Annotated in this window: 15 protein-coding genes; 11 read left to right on the forward strand and 4 right to left on the reverse strand. The window is 54.4% G+C overall.

All coding sequences use genetic code 11. The features are described 5' to 3' along the window. Positions 1–19 precede the first annotated feature (19 nt). On the reverse strand, positions 20–478 hold the full coding sequence (locus KF752_15995; protein ID MBX3423058.1) for an Hsp20/alpha crystallin family protein: 459 nt from the start codon (positions 476–478) through the stop codon (positions 20–22). A gap of 296 nt (positions 479–774) precedes the next feature. Further along, on the reverse strand, positions 775–1,347 hold the full coding sequence (gene cyaB / locus KF752_16000) for a class IV adenylate cyclase (protein ID MBX3423059.1): 573 nt from the start codon (positions 1,345–1,347) through the stop codon (positions 775–777). A 127-nt stretch (positions 1,348–1,474) separates the two neighbouring features. Between cyaB and KF752_16005 the strand changes: the two genes are divergently transcribed. The 8 genes from KF752_16005 (at position 1,475) to KF752_16040 (ending at position 11,160) form a co-directional block, all read left to right on the forward strand. Next, positions 1,475–2,161 carry a TlpA family protein disulfide reductase gene (locus KF752_16005; GenBank protein MBX3423060.1) on the forward strand — a complete coding sequence of 229 codons (687 nt, stop codon included), beginning with the start codon at positions 1,475–1,477 and terminating at the stop codon, positions 2,159–2,161. A gap of 127 nt (positions 2,162–2,288) precedes the next feature. Beyond that, positions 2,289–2,600 carry a hypothetical protein gene (locus KF752_16010; protein ID MBX3423061.1) on the forward strand — a complete coding sequence of 104 codons (312 nt, stop codon included), beginning with the start codon at positions 2,289–2,291 and terminating at the stop codon, positions 2,598–2,600. Positions 2,601–2,610: 10 nt separating this feature from the next. Beyond that, positions 2,611–4,539 (forward strand): hypothetical protein, encoded by a 1,929-nt coding sequence (locus tag KF752_16015; protein ID MBX3423062.1) that lies wholly within the window; start codon positions 2,611–2,613, stop codon positions 4,537–4,539. Between the two features lie 17 nt (positions 4,540–4,556). Next, on the forward strand, positions 4,557–5,489 hold the full coding sequence (locus tag KF752_16020) for an ABC transporter ATP-binding protein (GenBank protein ID MBX3423063.1): 933 nt from the start codon (positions 4,557–4,559) through the stop codon (positions 5,487–5,489). Further along, entirely contained in the window at positions 5,486–7,117 is a 1,632-nt protein-coding gene (locus tag KF752_16025) for a hypothetical protein (GenBank protein MBX3423064.1), read from the forward strand. Before KF752_16020 ends, KF752_16025 begins: the two co-directional genes overlap by 4 nt. A gap of 333 nt (positions 7,118–7,450) precedes the next feature. Then, positions 7,451–8,044, forward strand: a complete 594-nt coding sequence (locus KF752_16030) for a DUF3467 domain-containing protein (protein MBX3423065.1) — start codon at positions 7,451–7,453, stop codon at positions 8,042–8,044. Between the two features lie 524 nt (positions 8,045–8,568). Continuing rightward, positions 8,569–9,948: a PEP-CTERM sorting domain-containing protein gene (locus KF752_16035; protein ID MBX3423066.1), complete on the forward strand. Its 1,380-nt coding sequence runs from the start codon at positions 8,569–8,571 to the stop codon at positions 9,946–9,948. 150 nt (positions 9,949–10,098) lie between these two features. Continuing rightward, positions 10,099–11,160, forward strand: a complete 1,062-nt coding sequence (locus KF752_16040; protein ID MBX3423067.1) for an alkane 1-monooxygenase — start codon at positions 10,099–10,101, stop codon at positions 11,158–11,160. A 30-nt stretch (positions 11,161–11,190) separates the two neighbouring features. On the opposite strand, the gene KF752_16045 is transcribed toward KF752_16040, so the two are convergent. Both KF752_16045 and KF752_16050 read right to left on the reverse strand, forming a co-directional pair. Further along, the gene (locus KF752_16045; protein MBX3423068.1) at positions 11,191–11,850 is read right to left on the reverse strand and encodes a class II aldolase/adducin family protein; all 660 of its coding nucleotides are present in this window, start codon (positions 11,848–11,850) and stop codon (positions 11,191–11,193) included. A gap of 183 nt (positions 11,851–12,033) precedes the next feature. After that, positions 12,034–12,609 carry a tRNA-(ms[2]io[6]A)-hydroxylase gene (locus KF752_16050; protein MBX3423069.1) on the reverse strand — a complete coding sequence of 192 codons (576 nt, stop codon included), beginning with the start codon at positions 12,607–12,609 and terminating at the stop codon, positions 12,034–12,036. Positions 12,610–12,834: 225 nt separating this feature from the next. On the opposite strand from KF752_16050, the gene KF752_16055 reads away from it, so the two are divergent. The 3 genes from KF752_16055 to KF752_16065 all read left to right on the forward strand — a co-directional run bounded on the left by KF752_16055 (position 12,835) and on the right by KF752_16065 (position 17,271). Further along, entirely contained in the window at positions 12,835–14,760 is a 1,926-nt protein-coding gene (locus KF752_16055) for an ABC-F family ATP-binding cassette domain-containing protein (protein MBX3423070.1), read from the forward strand. Next, positions 14,760–15,761 (forward strand): signal recognition particle-docking protein FtsY, encoded by a 1,002-nt coding sequence (ftsY, locus tag KF752_16060; GenBank protein MBX3423071.1) that lies wholly within the window; start codon positions 14,760–14,762, stop codon positions 15,759–15,761. The genes KF752_16055 and ftsY overlap by 1 nt, the downstream gene beginning before the upstream one ends. Before the next feature lie 199 nt (positions 15,762–15,960). Continuing rightward, on the forward strand, positions 15,961–17,271 hold the full coding sequence (locus tag KF752_16065) for a hypothetical protein (GenBank protein ID MBX3423072.1): 1,311 nt from the start codon (positions 15,961–15,963) through the stop codon (positions 17,269–17,271). Positions 17,272–17,486 lie beyond the last annotated feature (215 nt).

The raw sequence follows: 17,486 nt of genomic DNA on the forward strand, positions 1-17,486 counted from the left end.
TAAATGTTGTGAAGGCAGACTAGGTAGTCGCGCGAATCTCGATCTTTCGAGGTTGTTTTTCAGCCGACTTAGGCAGCGTGACCTTCAGCACTCCATGTTCGTAGTGCGCATCGACTTTCTGTGTGTCGACCTCACGAGGCAAGGCAACCAAACGGTAGAAGCTACCTTTAGTCCTTTCGACGCGATGAACGTTCTTCGTGTTTTCTTCGGTGATCGCTTCTCGCTTGCCAGAAATCGACAACTTGCCGTCTTCAATTTCCAGCTTGACATCATCCGGCTTGACACCAGGCAAGTCGACCGATACCACGTAATCATTGGCTGTCTCGACAATATCCAGTTGAGGTGTGAACTTCTCACCCTGGCCAGCGCGCAACACCGATCCGACGGTGCGCCCCAACAGCGAATCAAACATTCGCTCCAGGTCGGTCGAGAATTCTTCAATTGGCGTCAGCGAGCGATTAGGAATGTTCTGGTTCATTTGACCTCTCCCTTTTGCAAGTGTCCCACCCCGCCTGGCTGATCGAATCTTCACGAGCGACCGATCGCTTTGTCAAACTGGCAGGGTCAAGTTTGTACGGCACTGAATTATTGCAATCCGCGTGCCAAACTGCTGGTCGTCGTTAGGTCGCCACAGACAGGAGCGATAACTCTGGCGACGTTGGCTGCCAAGACAAGATTCTGCCGTCCGAGGTTGGCTACCAGTCACACGATTCTACTGTCAGCCCGAAACTCCATACACTCGCGACCAGCATCTAACCTCGGCGGCGTCGCTCGTTAGCCATTCGATTGCCGCAGAAGCTGAGCAAGATAACTCAGCGGTTCAACTCGCTGTAGTCCTAGCCGTTCGGCAAGCCGCTGAATCCGAGTGCGAGCGTCGTCCAGTTTGCTTGGATCGTTAACGACGATTTCCACTTCTGCGAAATTGCCCAGTTGCTCGACCGCGTCGATGGTAACCAGAACATCACGTCCCTGGACGATCGGACTTTGATAGATGTGACGCACTTTGCGCACTGGCACGACCGGCTGAAATCCTAGTCGCTCTAGCAGAATCAGCCAATGCGCTGCGGGTGGGCCTTCATTGGCGACGGGCAGTTCTATCTCTTCGCGCGTCTTAACCGGCCCGGGTTGTCGCGGACCTTTGTAAGTCATAAAGGCTTGGCCGTTGACGCTGCGTAGCCGAAACGCCTCATCGGTCGCGCGGAAATCGCGGCAGGGGTGCTGCAAGTAGATATCCTCATGCTTTTCAACTTGCTGGTTCTCGAAACCATGCCGAGCTAACTGCTGCTCCAACTCGGCGACATCATCCACGTGAAACTTCAGTTCAACTTCCCATGTCTGCCAGTTCATCACACAATTCCTCGAATGCAAACAATCTGTAGAATAATACTGTACAATTTCCGCTGACTGCATGCTGAGGCCAGTTGTCGCAGCAGTATCAACGTGGCGGGTCCATTGTTTCCAACGAACTCAAGCCATGAATTCTTCTACCGACATTTCTCAACCGCCACCTACCATTTCAACCAATGGAGGGCTTGTCAGCTTAGGTGGCGCTGACGAACAGAATACGACTGGTCATGCGTCGAATAATCCCTGGCTGTTTTTGATTGCCTGCGCTGCGTTCATGTTGGTGGGCATTATGTTCTTGGCTTGGATGGGCTCTGGTCCAGCCCCCCATGTAATCGGAAAGCCGTTGCCGACTGTGCACTTCCAACCACTGCTGTATGCACAGGAGGCTCTTTCATCTGACAGTTTTGACGGCACAACAACGGTATTGTACCTCTGGGCACCTTGGAGTCAGGAGTCGCACCAAGGCTTTGCCAATTTTGTGCGCCTTTACCATCAAATTCAGCAGCAGCCCAATACCCAAGTCCTGTCGATCGCCTTTCCTGAAGACGAAATGAAAGTGGGGGAACTGCGCGATCAGACGCGGCGATTTCTTGATAGCTTTTCTGAGCACATTCCGACGTATTATGACGCCGATGGTCAGAGCAGTATTCAATTGGCGCTGGTGATGCCCTACGGTTCTCTGGGATTTCCCACTACGCTGGTCGTCGATCCCAGCGGAATCATTCAACGTGTCGCGGAAGGCAGTGACGCGGAACAGATGCACGAACTAGAACAGTACGTCGCTAGCCTAGCAATCCAGCCACTGAGCCACTGAGGCGGGCGATCAATAAGAATTTGTTGGTAGCCACCGGCACCAGAGGGTGAAACTCTGATCACCCTTCCTCTGGCAACGGTAGGTAGCTGCCAGAACGCTACCCGCCGGATTAAAGGTAATGTTGGCCATGACTGAACCCCAGACTCCACAACCACTATTACCGCGTTTCACCATGCGGTGGTATTTTGTGACTGCCGCCATAATTGGTGTACTAATCACGCTAATTGCTCGTTCGGTCTACCAGCAATCTCTGGTCGCCGTTGGGCTGCTGCTACTGTTGGCGACGGGAATGTATTTAACATTTTCGGCGCTAGCTTTTTTTGCCGCCTATTCGGTGGGAGCCATGGAGAAGCTGGCTGGCTCAAGCCAGCCGCAGCCCGAATCGCCCTTTGCTCAAGACACGTTGCCGCCTCAACTTCTGCCTCCAAGCACACGGTAACTCGAAACCCATGAACTGCCACGCGATCGGTCGAACGCTTTACCTAACGACGCTTATCGCCTGCCAGTGGTACGTGGAGGGCACCGCAGTCCGTGCCAGCACGATCGTCACCAAGGCCTACTCTGGATATGACTCGCTGCGCATTGCGACATCGCCCGACCCGGCTGGAGATAAGGTTGTTGATGAGATGACCGTAACGGTGACTACGCCCGGTCGTCCAAGTCCCATGGATCGCCATTTAGAGCTGATTCTGTATGTCGGCAGCTATAACGGACCGTCTGTTGCCTATCACCTGCCGCTGTTGTTACCGCAAGGCGCTGCCATGGTGACCAAACAATTCACGTTCAATCAACCCAACCCTGCTTCGTCTTGGGCCTATGATGTCAAGGAAAGCGGGCGCAGCATTTCTCAAGTGAAGCCCACGAAAAACTATGCTGGCTACCAACCCGCACGTTGGTGGTATCATATCGACAGCACTGCGACCACCGCTCACCGCAAGCTGGTACCGCTGTCCCAAGGCAAGAATTCTGCAGCTCCCTTCACAGGTAACTCAGAACAATTTTACGAATCTACCTTTCCTCCAGCGGACGCTGCTGACGACTGGCAAGTCTATCTTGGCTATGACTGCGTTTATCTGTCGCTGTCTGACCTGTTGTCGCTCGCCGACGGGAAGCTGCAAGCGCTGACAACCTATCTCTTGGCCGGTGGCAGGCTGCTGGTGTACAACGTGCAATCGGAGCAGTTAGCTGAGTTGGATCAGCGACTGACGGGCAAACCATCTGATACGCAATTGGTAGCGCGCTGGTCCCCAATCCCCAACCAACTGGAACTCGACGGATCGGAGCGCGTGTATGGCGGCGGCAAGTTATTGGCGCTCACCTCGCGGCCCAATCTTAACGACATTCTCATGCGCCAGTTCGCGAGCGACTCTGTGGTGAGCAGCGCCAGGGCCAAGGATGTAGACCACCGCTGGTTTTGGTCGAACTTGGTGCGTTCCGTAGGCAAGACACCGGTGTTAACCTTCAGCGCTTTTGTGATCTTGTTCATACTGCTGGTTGGCCCTGGCCTTCTGTACTTGACTCATCGACTTCAGCAGCGAACGCTGATGCTCGTGCTGGTGCCGGCACTCTCAGGACTGCTGACTGGCTGCGTGTTGGTTTACAACATCGTCCGCGAAGGCTTCACTACCTATGGGCGAATCGCATCGCTGCAATACTACGATATTGACTCCGGCCAAGGATTCGCCTGGTCGCGTCAGTCCTACTTCAGCGGAGCACCGCCGCGCGAAGGCCTAAAATTTTCGAGCGATGCCTTCCTGCGACCAATTGTTCAAAACGAATTTGCCGCAAGTGTCAGCGAGCCGCAGCATAACGTGTATGCACACATATACCCTAGCGACGACCAGCAGATACTGGCTGGCTGGATGCTGCCGAGGGCACAACAGCATCTGATGGTTGGACATCGGTTGGCGCACTTTACGCTGCCAATTCGCGTTGAACAGCTGGCGGATAACCAAATTTCCCTTCACAACACTTCGACAGCCACACTGGCCGCCGTATTATTGCGCGGTCAGGGCGACAGCTACTATTGGGCCACAAACCTGGCTGCTGACCAGTCGCTGTCAATGGCTAGCCAAACCGCTAGTCAACTACCCGACCTGATGTCACGGATCGACAAGCTCCGCCCACAACCACCGATCGAAATCGATCTCTATTCCAATAACTATCGAAGCAACTATTGGGTTTATGGCGGCGTCTCCAACGATAGCGATCCATTGGAACAATTATTGACCGGTCGGCCAGGTCTGACGAAGAAGCTGCCCGAGTTCAGCTACTTCATCATCACGCCAGCATCGGACAACATCCAGTTGCCCCTGGACAGGTCGATCTACCAAACAGAAGACAATTTTCATGTGTTGACTGGAGCCTATCGATGGTGACCAACTCCACCGAGCCCATGATTCAACTGCGCCGTCTATTCCGGTCGTTTGGTACCACGCGGGCTGTGGACGATGTGTCGTTTGAAGTTCAAGCCGGGCAGGTATTCGGCTTCATCGGTCCCAACGGTGCGGGCAAAACCACGACCATGCGCATCCTGGCTACACTGGATACTCCCGACTACGGTGACGCGTTGGTCGACGGCTATTCGGTGATCCTCGACCCCGATCGCGTTCGACAACGCCTGGGGTTTATGCCGGATGACTTTGGTACCTATCCCAACATGCATTGTTTGGAGTACCTGGATTTTTTCGCTCGCAGTTATGGCCTGCAGGGACGGGCGCGTATGCAAGCCATTCGGCGTACGCTGAGCTACACCGGACTGGACAAAATCGCATACAAGCCGGTGCAGGGACTTTCCAAAGGCATGCGCCAGCGTTTGTGCTTAGGGCGAGCCATGATCCATAACCCGGCGGTATTGATTCTGGATGAACCTGCCAATGGTCTTGATCCACGAGCGCGCGTCGAGCTGCGACAAATGATCTTGGGGTTGGCCGCCGAAGGAAAATCGCTGCTGGTTTCGTCGCACATCTTGACCGAACTAGGCGAAATGTGTGATTCGATGGCAATTATCGAACGAGGCAAGTTGATCGCCAGCGGAAATATTGCCGAGATTCGCGCGCGGTTGCAACCGCATATTGATATGCGAGTTCAAGTTGTTGATCGCGCCGACCACTTGTCTGTGTGGCTCGCTTCACAACCTGGAATCTCCCATGTTAACCATCAGGGCACTGATGTTCGCTTCCAGATCGTTGCCAGCTCCGCCGACATTGAGCTGGCTCAACTGTTGCGGGCCATCCTGAATGCGGGTTTCGATGTAGCTCAGTACTCCACCGAGGGGCGCACACTGGAGGATGTCTTCATGCAGATCACCACGGGAGCCATTCAGTGAGTTCTAACGTGCCATCCATTCAGGCGACGACGTCTACCGATTCCAATCCAATGCGCAATCGCTATATCGACCCTCCACAAAAAGGCTGGCCAGCGGCCTGGGCCTGGCTGAGTGAACAGGCTAATCCGATTGTCGTCAAAGAGGCCCGTCAAGCGCTGGGTTCGCGACAGTTTGCAATCAGCTTTGGCTTCACCTTGCTGGCCGTCATCGCCTGGACGTTGATCGCCGTGATGTATCAGCTTCCCAGGATGTATTATGTCCCTGGCGGACTGCTGATGCTGAGCGGTTATCTGGTGATTTTGTCGTTTCCTTTGATTCTAGTGATTCCATTCAGCGCATTTCGTTCGATGGTCAGCGAAGCCGAAGAACGCACCTTCGAGTTGGTTAGCATTTCCATGTTGTCGGCCAGCCAAATCGTGCACGGCAAAATGTACTCGGCCTGCCTGCAGATGACAGTCTATTTGTCCGCACTCGCACCGTGCATCGCGGTGACGTATCTGTTGCGCGGCGTTGCACTGGCCACAATTCTAAACACGCTGGTGCTGACTGTGCTGATGTCGGTCGGCCTGACGGCCGTAGGCATTTTGTTTGCCACGGTTGGTCGCGCACGGATGTTTCAGGTCTTGTCGTCAATTATTTTATTGGCCGGGCTGTTGTGGATGTTCGTGATCTGGTCTTGGGTCACGCTGGCTATGGCGAACGCACATATGACGTTCGGCTCAACAGGCTGGCAGTTTCTGCTCGTGATTGGCTCGGCCGTAGTAAGCGGCCTGCCAATGTTATTGCGCGCAGCGACAGCCGTCATCGACTTTCCCAGCGAGAACCATGCATTGGCGATCCGACTGCGGATTCTATTATGGATTGCAGTTCTGTTCTTTTGGGAATTGCTGGGAATCATTGAACTAGAGGACAGCGGGTTCTGCATATTTACAACCGTCGTCTCACTGATCCTGTTCTTGCTGTTGGGAGCATTAGTGATCGGTGAACGCGGTGTGCTATCGGCGCGCGCGCAACGAACGCTGCCGCGCACGCAGCTTGGTCGCGTGCTGTTGTCGTGGCTGTATCCTGGTTCCGGTTTAGGCTACGTGTTTCTGTGCTGTCTGTTTGGCAGTATCACCACCACGCGCCTGCTGTTACTGGGATTTGGTCAAGCCTTTCAATTGCCACTTTACAATGTTGAGAATAGCTTGGCCATCGTGTGGATGGCCGGAGCCTACTTCGTGTTCTTTACCGGTACAACTCGACTGATCATGTTGATCGTTCCGCGACAGGTGTCGGCCAGGTTGCTGGTTGGATTCTTATTGCAATGCATGATGGTTGTCGTGCTGGGTCTGCTGCCATATTCCGCCGTGTTGGTGGCCAATCGCTTTGAGCCATTTGATTACGATTGGCATCAGTCGCTGAATGTTTACTGGACGCTTGAGGATGTGGTCAATAATGGCATTTCCGCCCGCCACACGATTGCTTTGGTGGCAGTGCCCCTTCTCGCCGCAGCCGTTTTCGTGTTGAATTTAGGGCTCAGCAGCCAAGATATCTTGCTGGTCCGCGTCCAGCTTCCTCAGCGACTGCAACAAGAAATCGCCTCGACGACAACCACGCCGCCAACACCGCTAGACCCGCTGGCGTGATCCATCCGGTCTGCCAGATGGTGGCTGAATTTTACGTAATTATTGTGCTGCAGTGGAGGTAGAAAATACCGACGATGTGGCTGGAAGGGAATTTCCAAAATGAGTATGCACCCAGACGACCGACCGGAGCCTAGCGAGCAACAGCCGATTCGCGCTCGCGTGCCCGAGCATGTTGCCAAAGGCTGTTTCAGCACCGGGGTGATTGTGATGACCGCTCAGACCGAGTTTGTGCTTGATTTTGTACAAAATCTGGGACGACCCTTTCAGGTGGCAGCTCGCGTAGTCATGCCTCACAGTGTATTGCCGCAATTGGTCGATGCCTTGGGACGGAACATGCAACTGTACCGTGGTCGCTGGGGCGAATTGCCCAACCCGCGACTGGTGACTGCCGTTGCGGCTGCCACGCCTGCGGCCAACCCGCAGCCAGTGGTACCCCCAAACGATACCCAGATTGTCGGACTGTCAACGGCCGGCGGCTCGCCACAGGCACCCGAGGGCGGTCAAAGCGCAGCCGATGGAGCACCTGGGGCGGCCAGCGGAGGTAGCCAAGCTGGCACAGGCGGCCAGACCGGAACAGCAGGCAGCCCTACCGCGCACTCGCCAGCGCCAGCAGCCGGTGGTACCACGGATAAGCCGCCACGACATCCCTCGGCTGAAGAGATCTATGACGATCTGAAGGTTCGCGACGAATTGCTCAGTGGTGTCTACGCCAACGCCGTCATGATTGGACATGGTCCACACGAGTTCAGTTTTGATTTCATCACCAACTTCTATCCACATTCAGCCGTCAGCGCCCGCGTGTTTTTGGCTGCCGGTCAGATTCCAAGGCTCTACGACAGCCTCAAGGGCACATGGGAACAACTGCGAGCCCGCCTGCAGCCGCCTCCTCCCCCGCCCCCAAGCCCACCTCTGGACTGGCCCGGATAGGGTTGCCCACCGATGTTCAATACCGCAAGGCCGTCGGATTACCCGACGGTCTGTTCCGCTTTGCACTATAACAATACGACCGAATCTCGCTGGACTACCATCCAACCACAAAGCCACCAGGCCACGAAGAAAGCCGACCGTCCACCAATCTGATCCGAGATACTTCGTGCCTGAGTGGTTCAAGGGATGCTTGCCTGGCATGACCCTAAATACTCGAGGAAGTGAAAAGCACTTCCATGTCGCTCGATCCACGATCGCGGTCGCAGCAGTTTAATATCGACCGGCCTGCCTTTATGTTCGGTAACGGTTATTGATACCTTAGTTGGGGTGCGTCTGCGTATCCGTTCTTGGTTGGGATCAAGCCTACCGGCCTGTTGTATTCCGATCGGAAGCGAATTTGTGAAACGGAGTTTATCAGGCGCAGGTTATGGAACGCCTCGGAAAACTCGATTATGATGAATCCTTGCCTTGTCAAAACTGCCGTGGCGCCGAAGACAATTTGAATGTCTAGAAGAGGGTTTCCTATGTTGGTGCATCGCTCGCGTTTTGTTTCATTAATACTCGTTAGCCTCAGTGCTGTGTTATGGTCTGATACTTCCGCCAAAGCCCAGATCAAAGTAGGCGCGATAGGAGATAGTTTTACCGACGAATATAGCGCTTTAGGTAGCGGGCTGAAGAATTGGGTAGACTTGCTAGTTGCCAGTGGTACAGCCGACTTCGGCCCTTTCGCCAATTTTCCCGTCAGCGATCCGCGCAATACCGGTGGTGCTGGCAGCTACACCTACAACTACGCCAAGGGCGGAGCCACGACAACCAGCGCGCTGGGATCGACCAATCTCATTCCGTTTATCCAAAACAACAACTCTCAGACAGGCAGCCAGAACCGCCCAGATCTATGGCCGGGCATTCGAGGCGCGGGCACGTCTGGACAAATTCAGTACGCCAGTCAGGCGATTGGTGGCAATGATATGCTCGGTGAGATTATTAATAGTCAGAGGCTGCTTTTAGGACTCGACACGGGAGTTATGAATCCGATCATTAACCGATTCAATCAAATCACCTCCATTGCGACAGCCGGCTATACCTCGCCCTTGAAGATGGTGCTGGTCAAGTATCCAGACTTGGGCAGCATGCCCCTTTTGGCGGGCTTTCCACAATTCAGCAAAGACAGCGTGCGTTTGAACATGCAATACTTTAATGCCAATGTCGACATTCAAGCTGCGACGCGCGGATATGCTACCGTCGACTTGTTTCAACTGTGGGACAATATTCGCATGGCGGGTGGCATCAATATTCATGGCATCCATATTCATCCAGGTGTCAGTAGCGGCGGCCTACAAGACCTGAATTCAGTGTGGATCAGCGACGGTTTGCACCCGACGCCAATCTTCCATGCTTTATGGGCCAATGAATTTGTTCGCGCAGTCAATAGTACCTACGGGACGTCGCTATCAGAACTGACACCAAAGGCGATGGTCACTTTGACGGGTCTAGACCCACAACAGGCTCCCATCGCTGTGGCCGGGAATGAATACACGATCCAAATCGGTCAAAGCTTGAACTTGGACGCACAGGGAAGCACGGATCCCAATCCGGGAGACATCCCGTATCTGACCTACAGTTGGGACATCACGGGGAACGATGTGTTTGACGATGCTTCTGGCTTTTCCCCCACATTGACGTGGAATGAACTGGTCGCTTTAGGAATTCAGCCAAACCAAGTTTACCAAGTACGGGTCCGAGTCGACGATACGTTCGGCGGAGTAACCACCTCGGCCCCGGTATGGTTCTCTGTCGTTCCTGAGCCGAGCAGTTTGATTTTGGTGGTAGCCGGCTGCATCGTAGGTTGGCTGAGCCGTCTTCGTGTTACGGACGATTACCATTTTAAGACGAATCTCCAGTAGACTGTAACTTGGCTCGTAACGCATAGCGAAGGTCGCCGATGTGGCACTCTTGTCAACGTGTCAGAAATCTGGACACACTAGGCTGACTGAGATAGAATCGATGTTGGCCTTTGAGATTGATTCCGGCTTTGCAATTCAATCAGGCGTCCGATGGGAGCTATTCGCTATACACCTGCTTATTTGATTCCTCTGTCGGTGGTCATCGGTACGCTGGCTCAAGGCTGGTGGGTCTGGTATACACCCATCCTGGTGTTCGTGTTAATTCCGGTAATCGAGCTGCTGGCCGGTCGTAACACGTTGAATTTAGATGCCGAGGCTGAATCGCGGGCTCGGCAGCAAAGCCTGTACTCGTGGATATTGTGGAGCTTTGTGCCCATTCAACTGGGGCTCACTCTGTTTGTACTGTGGACCATTACTCGTGGTCATCTTTCAACCCACGAAGCGATCGGATTAGTGGTGTCGCTGGGCATCAGCAACGGCGGAGTTGGAATCACCATTGCGCACGAATTGGTCCACCGCTCGTCCAAGCTGGAGCAGATTCTGGGCCGCATCCTGCTGATGACCACGTGGTACATGCACTTTGCCATCGAGCATGTTCGCGGACACCATGTGAATGTAGCTACAGCCAGCGATCCAGCAACCGCGCGGCTCAATACTTCGTTTTATCGCTTTTGGCTGCGCACAGTGCCCCGTCAGTGGCTGTCAGCTTGGCAACTAGAGATCAAACGCCTGCACAAGCTTGGCCGACCGGTGTTGAGTGTCCGCAATGAAATGCTGTGGTTTCTAGTCGTTCAAATTGCCTTTACGGTCGCCATTGGTTGGTGGCTAGGGCTGTTTGCAGTGGCCGGGTTTCTGTTGAGCTGTCTGGTGGCTTTCAGCCTTCTGGAGGCGGTCAATTATTTGGAACATTATGGTCTGGAGCGACGTATAGACGAACATGGTCGTCCGGAGCGTGTCAATCCCGAGCATTCATGGAACAGCGATCACGTCGTCAGTCGCCTGTTCCTGTTCGAGCTTTCTCGCCATTCCGATCATCACGCTACGGCATCCCGAAAGTATCAAATCTTGCGGTCGTTTGAACAGAGCCCGCAATTGCCCACGGGTTACCCAGGAATGGTCGTCTTAGCGCTGATGCCCCCCATCTGGTTCGCCATCATGAATCCGCTGGCGGAAAAGTATTGTCAAACTACTAAGCGAGCGGCAGAAATGTAGCTTCGGAGGATTTTTTGTTGGCGGCTTGCGCTACGCCCTAACCGCCTGCCGCGCCAGCACTTCGAACAAGAATTCCATGATTTCGACGTGCCGCACGGCTGTTTGCAAATCATGGCCCCATGTGAAAAGCCCCTGCTGCTTGACCAAGAATCCAGACGGTAGCGGTGAGGCACTCTGGAGGGTGTCTCGAACTTGGTCGGCCATGGCTGTGGCGTCCGCCAGGCAATCGACAATCGGAAACCACTGGGCCTGCAGGCGACTGTCCGCACCGGCCAATCCCGACTGCATTGCGTAGCCGTCGATCAACACACCGCCCAGGGATTCAAATTTGGTTGCCAGGATAGTTGCCCACACGCTGCTGGTATGTAGTATGGCACCAGCCCTGGCTTGTTCTGCAATCACGCAGTGGAGCAACACATCGGCAGACGCTTGTGCCTGGTCTGGTATAACGCCCTTTCCCGAAGAATCGACTAATGCAAAATCGACTGGCACCAAACTACCTTTATCTGTGCATTGGGCCGTAATCAGCAACTGTCGCGGCTCGCGCTGCGCGACGACGCTGTAGCTGCCGCTAGCTCCCAAGCTCCAGCCGCGCCGCCAGAAATCATGGCCAACGCGTTGCAACTGGCCAATCAGTGCCGCATGTGGACCCAGATGCACTGGCAATGGTCGATCGTCGGTTGGTTCCATTATTTGAATCGGTTCGAAAAAATGTGACTGGGCAAACTGAGCATCATTGGTGGGCCGGCGCGGGGCCACGCAAATTGCATCTCGACTAGCTTGCCGTCATCGACATACTTTGCTTTATAACTCCAACTTAGTCCGGCACCGCTTGTCCCACCCTACGAGTTGCATGAACGGCTGCAAAACATTCTAACTATGCATTCTCGGCAGCCGATGGCCGCGACCGATAATTTCGGCTTCAGCCAACGACAACTCTTGCAACCGTTCTTTCACGTCATGGGCAGGCATAAAACCTCTGGCCAGTCGCACGTAAGTTGTATGATGGCGGGCTTCTGATTCAAACAAGCTGGCGTAGAACTGAGCTAGCTCCGTATCCTGCACATGCTCAGCCAACAGACTGAACCGTTCGCAACTTCGAGCTTCGATCAGTCCAGCAACCAACAGCCTGTCGACCGCCCGCTGTGGTTCTGCGGTTCGAACAAGCTGGTTTAACTCGCGTCCGTAGTGACCGGGCTGCAATCGCCGAAATCGAATTTTACGCCTTTCCAGCCAGTCCAACACCAGGTGAAAATGCTCCAGTTCCTCCTGTACAATCTGCGTCATCTCAGTGCACAGGTCGCGATTGTCGATGTAGCTACCCAGCAGGCTCATCGCCGTGGCCGCAGCCTTGTGTTCGCAATGTGCATGGTCAATCAGAATCTCGTCTAACGATCGATCGACCTGTTTTAGCCAACGTTGGTCGGTAGTGCTTTGCAGACTGAGCATTTGATTCACAGGCGGTGGTGAACGTTATCCATGAGGCTATCTGAGCAACTTTGGCGGGCTCCGCAATACAACTTGTAGCATTAAAACGTGAATGTTCCGATTGTGAAACACCCCATAGAAAACCTGGGCAGTCGGGAAACTCCAGCTAGAATGGTTCGCTTTCATGGCTGGATGTACCGGTCTGACGGCTTTAGAACGATGAACCCCTTTGGCACGTACTGATTGATGGTTTTGTTATCTGCGGTAGACGTTTCCAAGACTTTTGGTGATCGGCAGGTGCTGCAGAAAGCTAGTCTGGAAATACGCACCGGCGAGCGCATCGGGCTGGTTGGTCCCAATGGAGCGGGCAAGACGACGCTGCTGAGAATTCTGACCGGGCAAATGGGGGCCGATGCCGGTACAGTGGAGATGCCTTCGCGAGGCACCGTTGGCTATTTACAGCAGCATCCCAATTTTGCTGAAAGCGATAGTGTGTGGTCGGTGGCTGCAGCGGCAGTCGGCGATGTGAGTCAATTGGCTAGCCAGGCAGAACAGGTAGCTGCCGAGCTAGCGCAAGCCGACTGCCCAGAACTTCGCCAAACTCTACTTGAACACTACGATCGTCTGCAGGCCAAACTGCATCAAGCAGATGCTTACAATTGGGAGTATCGCGTAGAACGCATTCTGCAGGGGCTCGGATTCCCATCTCGCTGGAACGATCGTCCCGCAAGGCAATTGAGCGGGGGGCAACAGAATCGCCTGATGCTGGCCAGCCTGTTGTTGCAGCAACCAGACCTGATGATTTTGGACGAGCCCAACAACCATTTAGACATCGAGACCACCGAATGGCTGGAAGAGACGCTAGCGGGTTGGCCAGGCGCGCTGCTGGTAGTCAGCCACGACCGCTTTTTTCTGGATCAGGTGGCCAGCTCAATTGTCGAACTGGTCGACGGACAACTGGATCGCTATCGCGGCAACTACTCGGCCTATGTAATGCAGAAGGCCGAGCGGCTGGAGGTCCAGCGGCGGACCTACGAGCGCCAGCAGGAAGAGATCGCCAAGCTGGAAGAGTTTATTCGCAAGCATCACTACGGTCAAAAGAGCACTCAGGCCGAAGATCGCCGCAAAAAGTTGGAACGCATCGAGCGTGTCCCGCCACCACGCGAGATACGCACGCCTCAATTTCGCTTTCCGCCTGCAGCCCGTAGTGGCGATGTGGTGCTACGTGCCAGCGAACTGTCCAAAGCCTATGACCGCCCGCTATTTAGCAAATTGAGCTTCCAAATTCACCGTGGTGAACGGTGGGCCATTTTAGGCTCCAATGGCTCCGGCAAGACGACGCTGCTAAAGTGCTTGTTGGGCCAGTGCCAGGCTGATCAAGGTCAGGTTGAACTGGGATCAAAACTGCAGATTGGCTACTTCGACCAGTTGTTATCCCAGCTATCTCCGGACACCTGTGCGGCTGAAGCCATTCGCGTGGCTCACAGGGACTTGGACGATCGCGCCCGCCGGGACATTCTGGGCGCCTTTGGCCTTTCGGGCGACGTAGTACTCAAACCACTACGCATGCTGTCCGGTGGCGAGCGCAGCCGGACGATGCTAGCCTGGCTAACCGCCATGGAGGCCAATCTATTGGTACTAGACGAACCAACCAACCATTTGGACCTCTGGTCACGGCATGCATTGGAGGAAGCTTTGAGACATTTTGACGGCACCGTACTGATGGTCACGCACGACCGGTACTTGGTCAATGCAGTGGCCGATCATGTGCTGGTTATCGGAGAGGGTCGTGTCAGTCAGATCGCGGGCAACTACGACGCCTATAAACATTGGCTCAAGCAGTCCATGGCCATAGCTGATCGAGCCGCTGTGGGTCACAATGTTGCGGCCGGAAAGTCGACAACCCCAGGTGCAGCTCGACCCCGGTCGGGCAGTCCGGACACTGGTTCGACTAAGCGCAAGCGCAAGTACCCCTACCGCAAAGTTGAGGTATTGGCGCAAGAAATCACCGGAAGCGAAGCACGGATTGCGGAAATTCATCAGCAGATGATGCGCCCAGAAATACTCCGCGATGGACGGCAAGTCAAACAGTTGCAGCAGGAATTGACCGGCTTGGAAGAAAATCTGCTGCAGTTATACGAACACTACGAAGAAGCTTGTGAGTTGAACTAATGGCATTTTGGAACAGGAAAAAGGAAGCAGCCACCACGCCGGTATCACCGACGACGGCTGAACCATCAGAGGCTAAGTCGAGTGGTTTTTGGGGAAGCATCAAGTCGGCACTAACCAAGACCAGTCGTGCGCTGAATACCGATATTCGTGATCTACTGAAATCGGAAGGCGATCTGGTCAACGACGAATTCTTGACACGACTGTTTGGACTACTGATTCGCACCGATATGGGCAATGCGATGGCCAAACAGATTTGTGATCGCATCGGCAACGACTACCGCGCCCGCGTTGTCAAATTCTCGGACATCGTTCAAGTGGTCGGCCAAGAGATTCGCCAAAGCCTGGCGCAGCGCGGTACGGAACTGAATATGTCGGACAACGGACCGACGGTGATCCTGGTGGTTGGCGTCAACGGCTCTGGCAAAACTACTTCGATTGCCAAGTTGGCCCACAAGCTGGTCCAAGAAGGCAATCGCGTGTTGCTGGGAGCCGGAGATACATTCCGAGCAGCAGCCGTGGAACAACTGACCATCTGGTCCGAGCGCATCGGCTGTGACATCGTGACCGCCAAGCAGGGATCAGACCCAGCCAGCGTGGCCTTCCAAGCCAGCCTGCGTGCCCGCGATGAAAAATACGACGTGTGCATTGTCGATACCGCTGGTCGCCTGCAGACACAAACCAGCCTGATGCAAGAATTGCAAAAAATTCGTCGCGTTATCGGCAAGCACATTCCTGAGGCGCCGCATGAGGTCTTGCTGGTGCTGGATGCCACGGCGGGACAAAACGCCATCAGCCAGGCTCGAGGATTTTCGGACGCCGCAGGCTGTACCGGCATCATCCTGGCCAAGATCGACGGCTCTGCCAAAGGTGGGGTGATCGTGCCGATTTGTCAGCAATTTGAATTGCCCGTCAAGCTGGTGGGGCTGGGTGAAAAGATCGGGGACATGGCCGTATTTAATCCCGACGAATTCGTCCGTGGCCTGCTGGACGAGACAAACTGACGCATATTGTAGACATTGTCGTCGTCTATTTGGCGAAGTATCCTTCTGAATAGCAATACTGCACTCGCGAGCCTGAATAAGGCGCGCGACGTAGCGGTAGCCACGATCTGGCGACGGTGGCCGATACATTCCAATTGAGGGTCTGTGTCATGCCCCCATGCGAATGACGAGGTACCATCCGATGTTCAAGTCTGCGTTGTTGCTCAAGACTGCAAGCCTGCTCGGCCTAACGACAATACTGGTAGCGTCCGATCGCTGCTATGGCCAGTTGGATTTTGAAAAGGCACCCATTCTGTATGGTCAAGTGCCGTCGGAAGATGCTGTGGGGCAACTGGCGCGACGATTGGAATCAGGCGAGGCAATTCTGGAATATGATTCGCGACTTGGCTGGCTGCCCAGCATTCTGAAACTACTGAATGTCGACGTCGAATCTCAAGTATTTGTGTTTTCTAAGACGTCGTTGCAATTGCATAAAATTCATCCGCGTGGGCCTCGCGCTATTTACTTTAATGACGATGTGTATGTGGGCTTTTGCCACAACGGAGACGTACTGGAATTGGCGGCCACGGACCCTCGGCTGGGGGCGGTCTTTTATACGCTGGACCAAAACAATGCGGCGCGTCGAATTCTCGCTGACCGAGGCCAGTGTTTAGCGTGTCATGCCACGCATCGCACGCAGGGTGTACCCGGCTATCTGGTTCGCAGTGTCTATCCAGATGCCGATGGTCGCCCGCGTTCCGGAACGCGCAGTTTTGTGACCGATCACAGCACCGAATTTCAAAAGCGATTTGGTGGCTGGTACGTGACCGGCGAGCACGGGAGTTTACGGCACTTGGGCAATCTGATCGCCGCCGACCGCAATGATCCTGAAAGCATGGATGTTGATTCCGGCGCGAACAAGACGGATTTATCGACGCTGTTCAACGTCAATCATTATCTTGCACCACACAGCGATATCGTGGCATTGATGCTGCTGGAACATCAATCTCAAATGCACAACTTGTTGGCTCGAGCCAGCATGGAGACTCGCAGCGCCATCTACCACGACGAAAGCATGAATCAGGCTCTGGGTCGCCCGACGAATACCGTAAGCGAATCCACCGAGCGCCGCATTGCGCGAGCCGCAGAGGATGTGGTGCGCTACCTGCTGTTCGCCGATGAATTAGCACTGACCGACCGCGTTGTCGGCAATACCCAGTATTCGGCTCGCTTTCAAGATCGGGCTCGACAGGCTGGTCAAGTTGACTCTCGTGGTCGGAGCCTGCGTGACTTGGATCTCGAACAGCGTCTGTTTAAGCATCCCTGCAGCTACCTGATCTACTCCGACGCCTTCCGCCATCTGCCACCGGCAATGTACGATCGTATTCGAGGGCGGCTTTACGAAATCCTAAGTTCTCAGGAGCCGGTAGTTGGCTTCGAGCATTTAACGGTACGTGACCGGAAGGCCATCTTGGAGATTCTTGGCGAAACGCTGCCCGAACTGTTTGCCGGACGGACGACGGCCAGCTGAAGTGAATTACAGGCTTGTTAAGCACAGCTGCATAAGTTTTCGAACAAAATGAATGAACAGTGGATGGATAGGATGATTGCATGTCGCTGGTAGAAGCACGTGTGCTATGTGAATCGATTGTATTCAAGTTGCGGAATGCCGGTTCCTAACTCATTGGTGACTTCGAACGGTCAATCGATGATTTGCTCAGTGATTTCTCCCTACTGCAAGTCGGA

Source organism: Pirellulaceae bacterium (assembly GCA_019636385.1).
GTDB lineage: Bacteria > Planctomycetota > Planctomycetia > Pirellulales > Pirellulaceae > Aureliella.

Bases quoted from the DNA above. Each gene is read 5' to 3' on its own strand.
- KF752_16010 (MBX3423061.1), top strand. From the start codon at position 2,289: ATGACTGAACCCCAGACTCCACAACCACTATTACCGCGTTTCACCATG.
- KF752_16030 (MBX3423065.1), top strand. From the start codon at position 7,451: ATGCAACTGTACCGTGGTCGCTGGGGCGAATTGCCCAACCCGCGACTG.
- KF752_16035 (MBX3423066.1), top strand. From the start codon at position 8,569: ATGTTGGTGCATCGCTCGCGTTTTGTTTCATTAATACTCGTTAGCCTC.
- KF752_16040 (MBX3423067.1), top strand. From the start codon at position 10,099: ATGGGAGCTATTCGCTATACACCTGCTTATTTGATTCCTCTGTCGGTG.
- KF752_16050 (MBX3423069.1), bottom strand. From the start codon at position 12,609: ATGCTCAGTCTGCAAAGCACTACCGACCAACGTTGGCTAAAACAGGTC.
- KF752_16045 (MBX3423068.1), bottom strand. From the start codon at position 11,850: ATGGAACCAACCGACGATCGACCATTGCCAGTGCATCTGGGTCCACAT.
- KF752_16020 (MBX3423063.1), top strand. From the start codon at position 4,557: ATGATTCAACTGCGCCGTCTATTCCGGTCGTTTGGTACCACGCGGGCT.
- KF752_15995 (MBX3423058.1), bottom strand. From the start codon at position 478: ATGAACCAGAACATTCCTAATCGCTCGCTGACGCCAATTGAAGAATTC.
- KF752_16015 (MBX3423062.1), top strand. From the start codon at position 2,611: ATGAACTGCCACGCGATCGGTCGAACGCTTTACCTAACGACGCTTATC.
- ftsY (MBX3423071.1), top strand. From the start codon at position 14,760: ATGGCATTTTGGAACAGGAAAAAGGAAGCAGCCACCACGCCGGTATCA.
- KF752_16005 (MBX3423060.1), top strand. From the start codon at position 1,475: ATGAATTCTTCTACCGACATTTCTCAACCGCCACCTACCATTTCAACC.
- cyaB (MBX3423059.1), bottom strand. From the start codon at position 1,347: ATGAACTGGCAGACATGGGAAGTTGAACTGAAGTTTCACGTGGATGAT.
- KF752_16055 (MBX3423070.1), top strand. From the start codon at position 12,835: ATGGTTTTGTTATCTGCGGTAGACGTTTCCAAGACTTTTGGTGATCGG.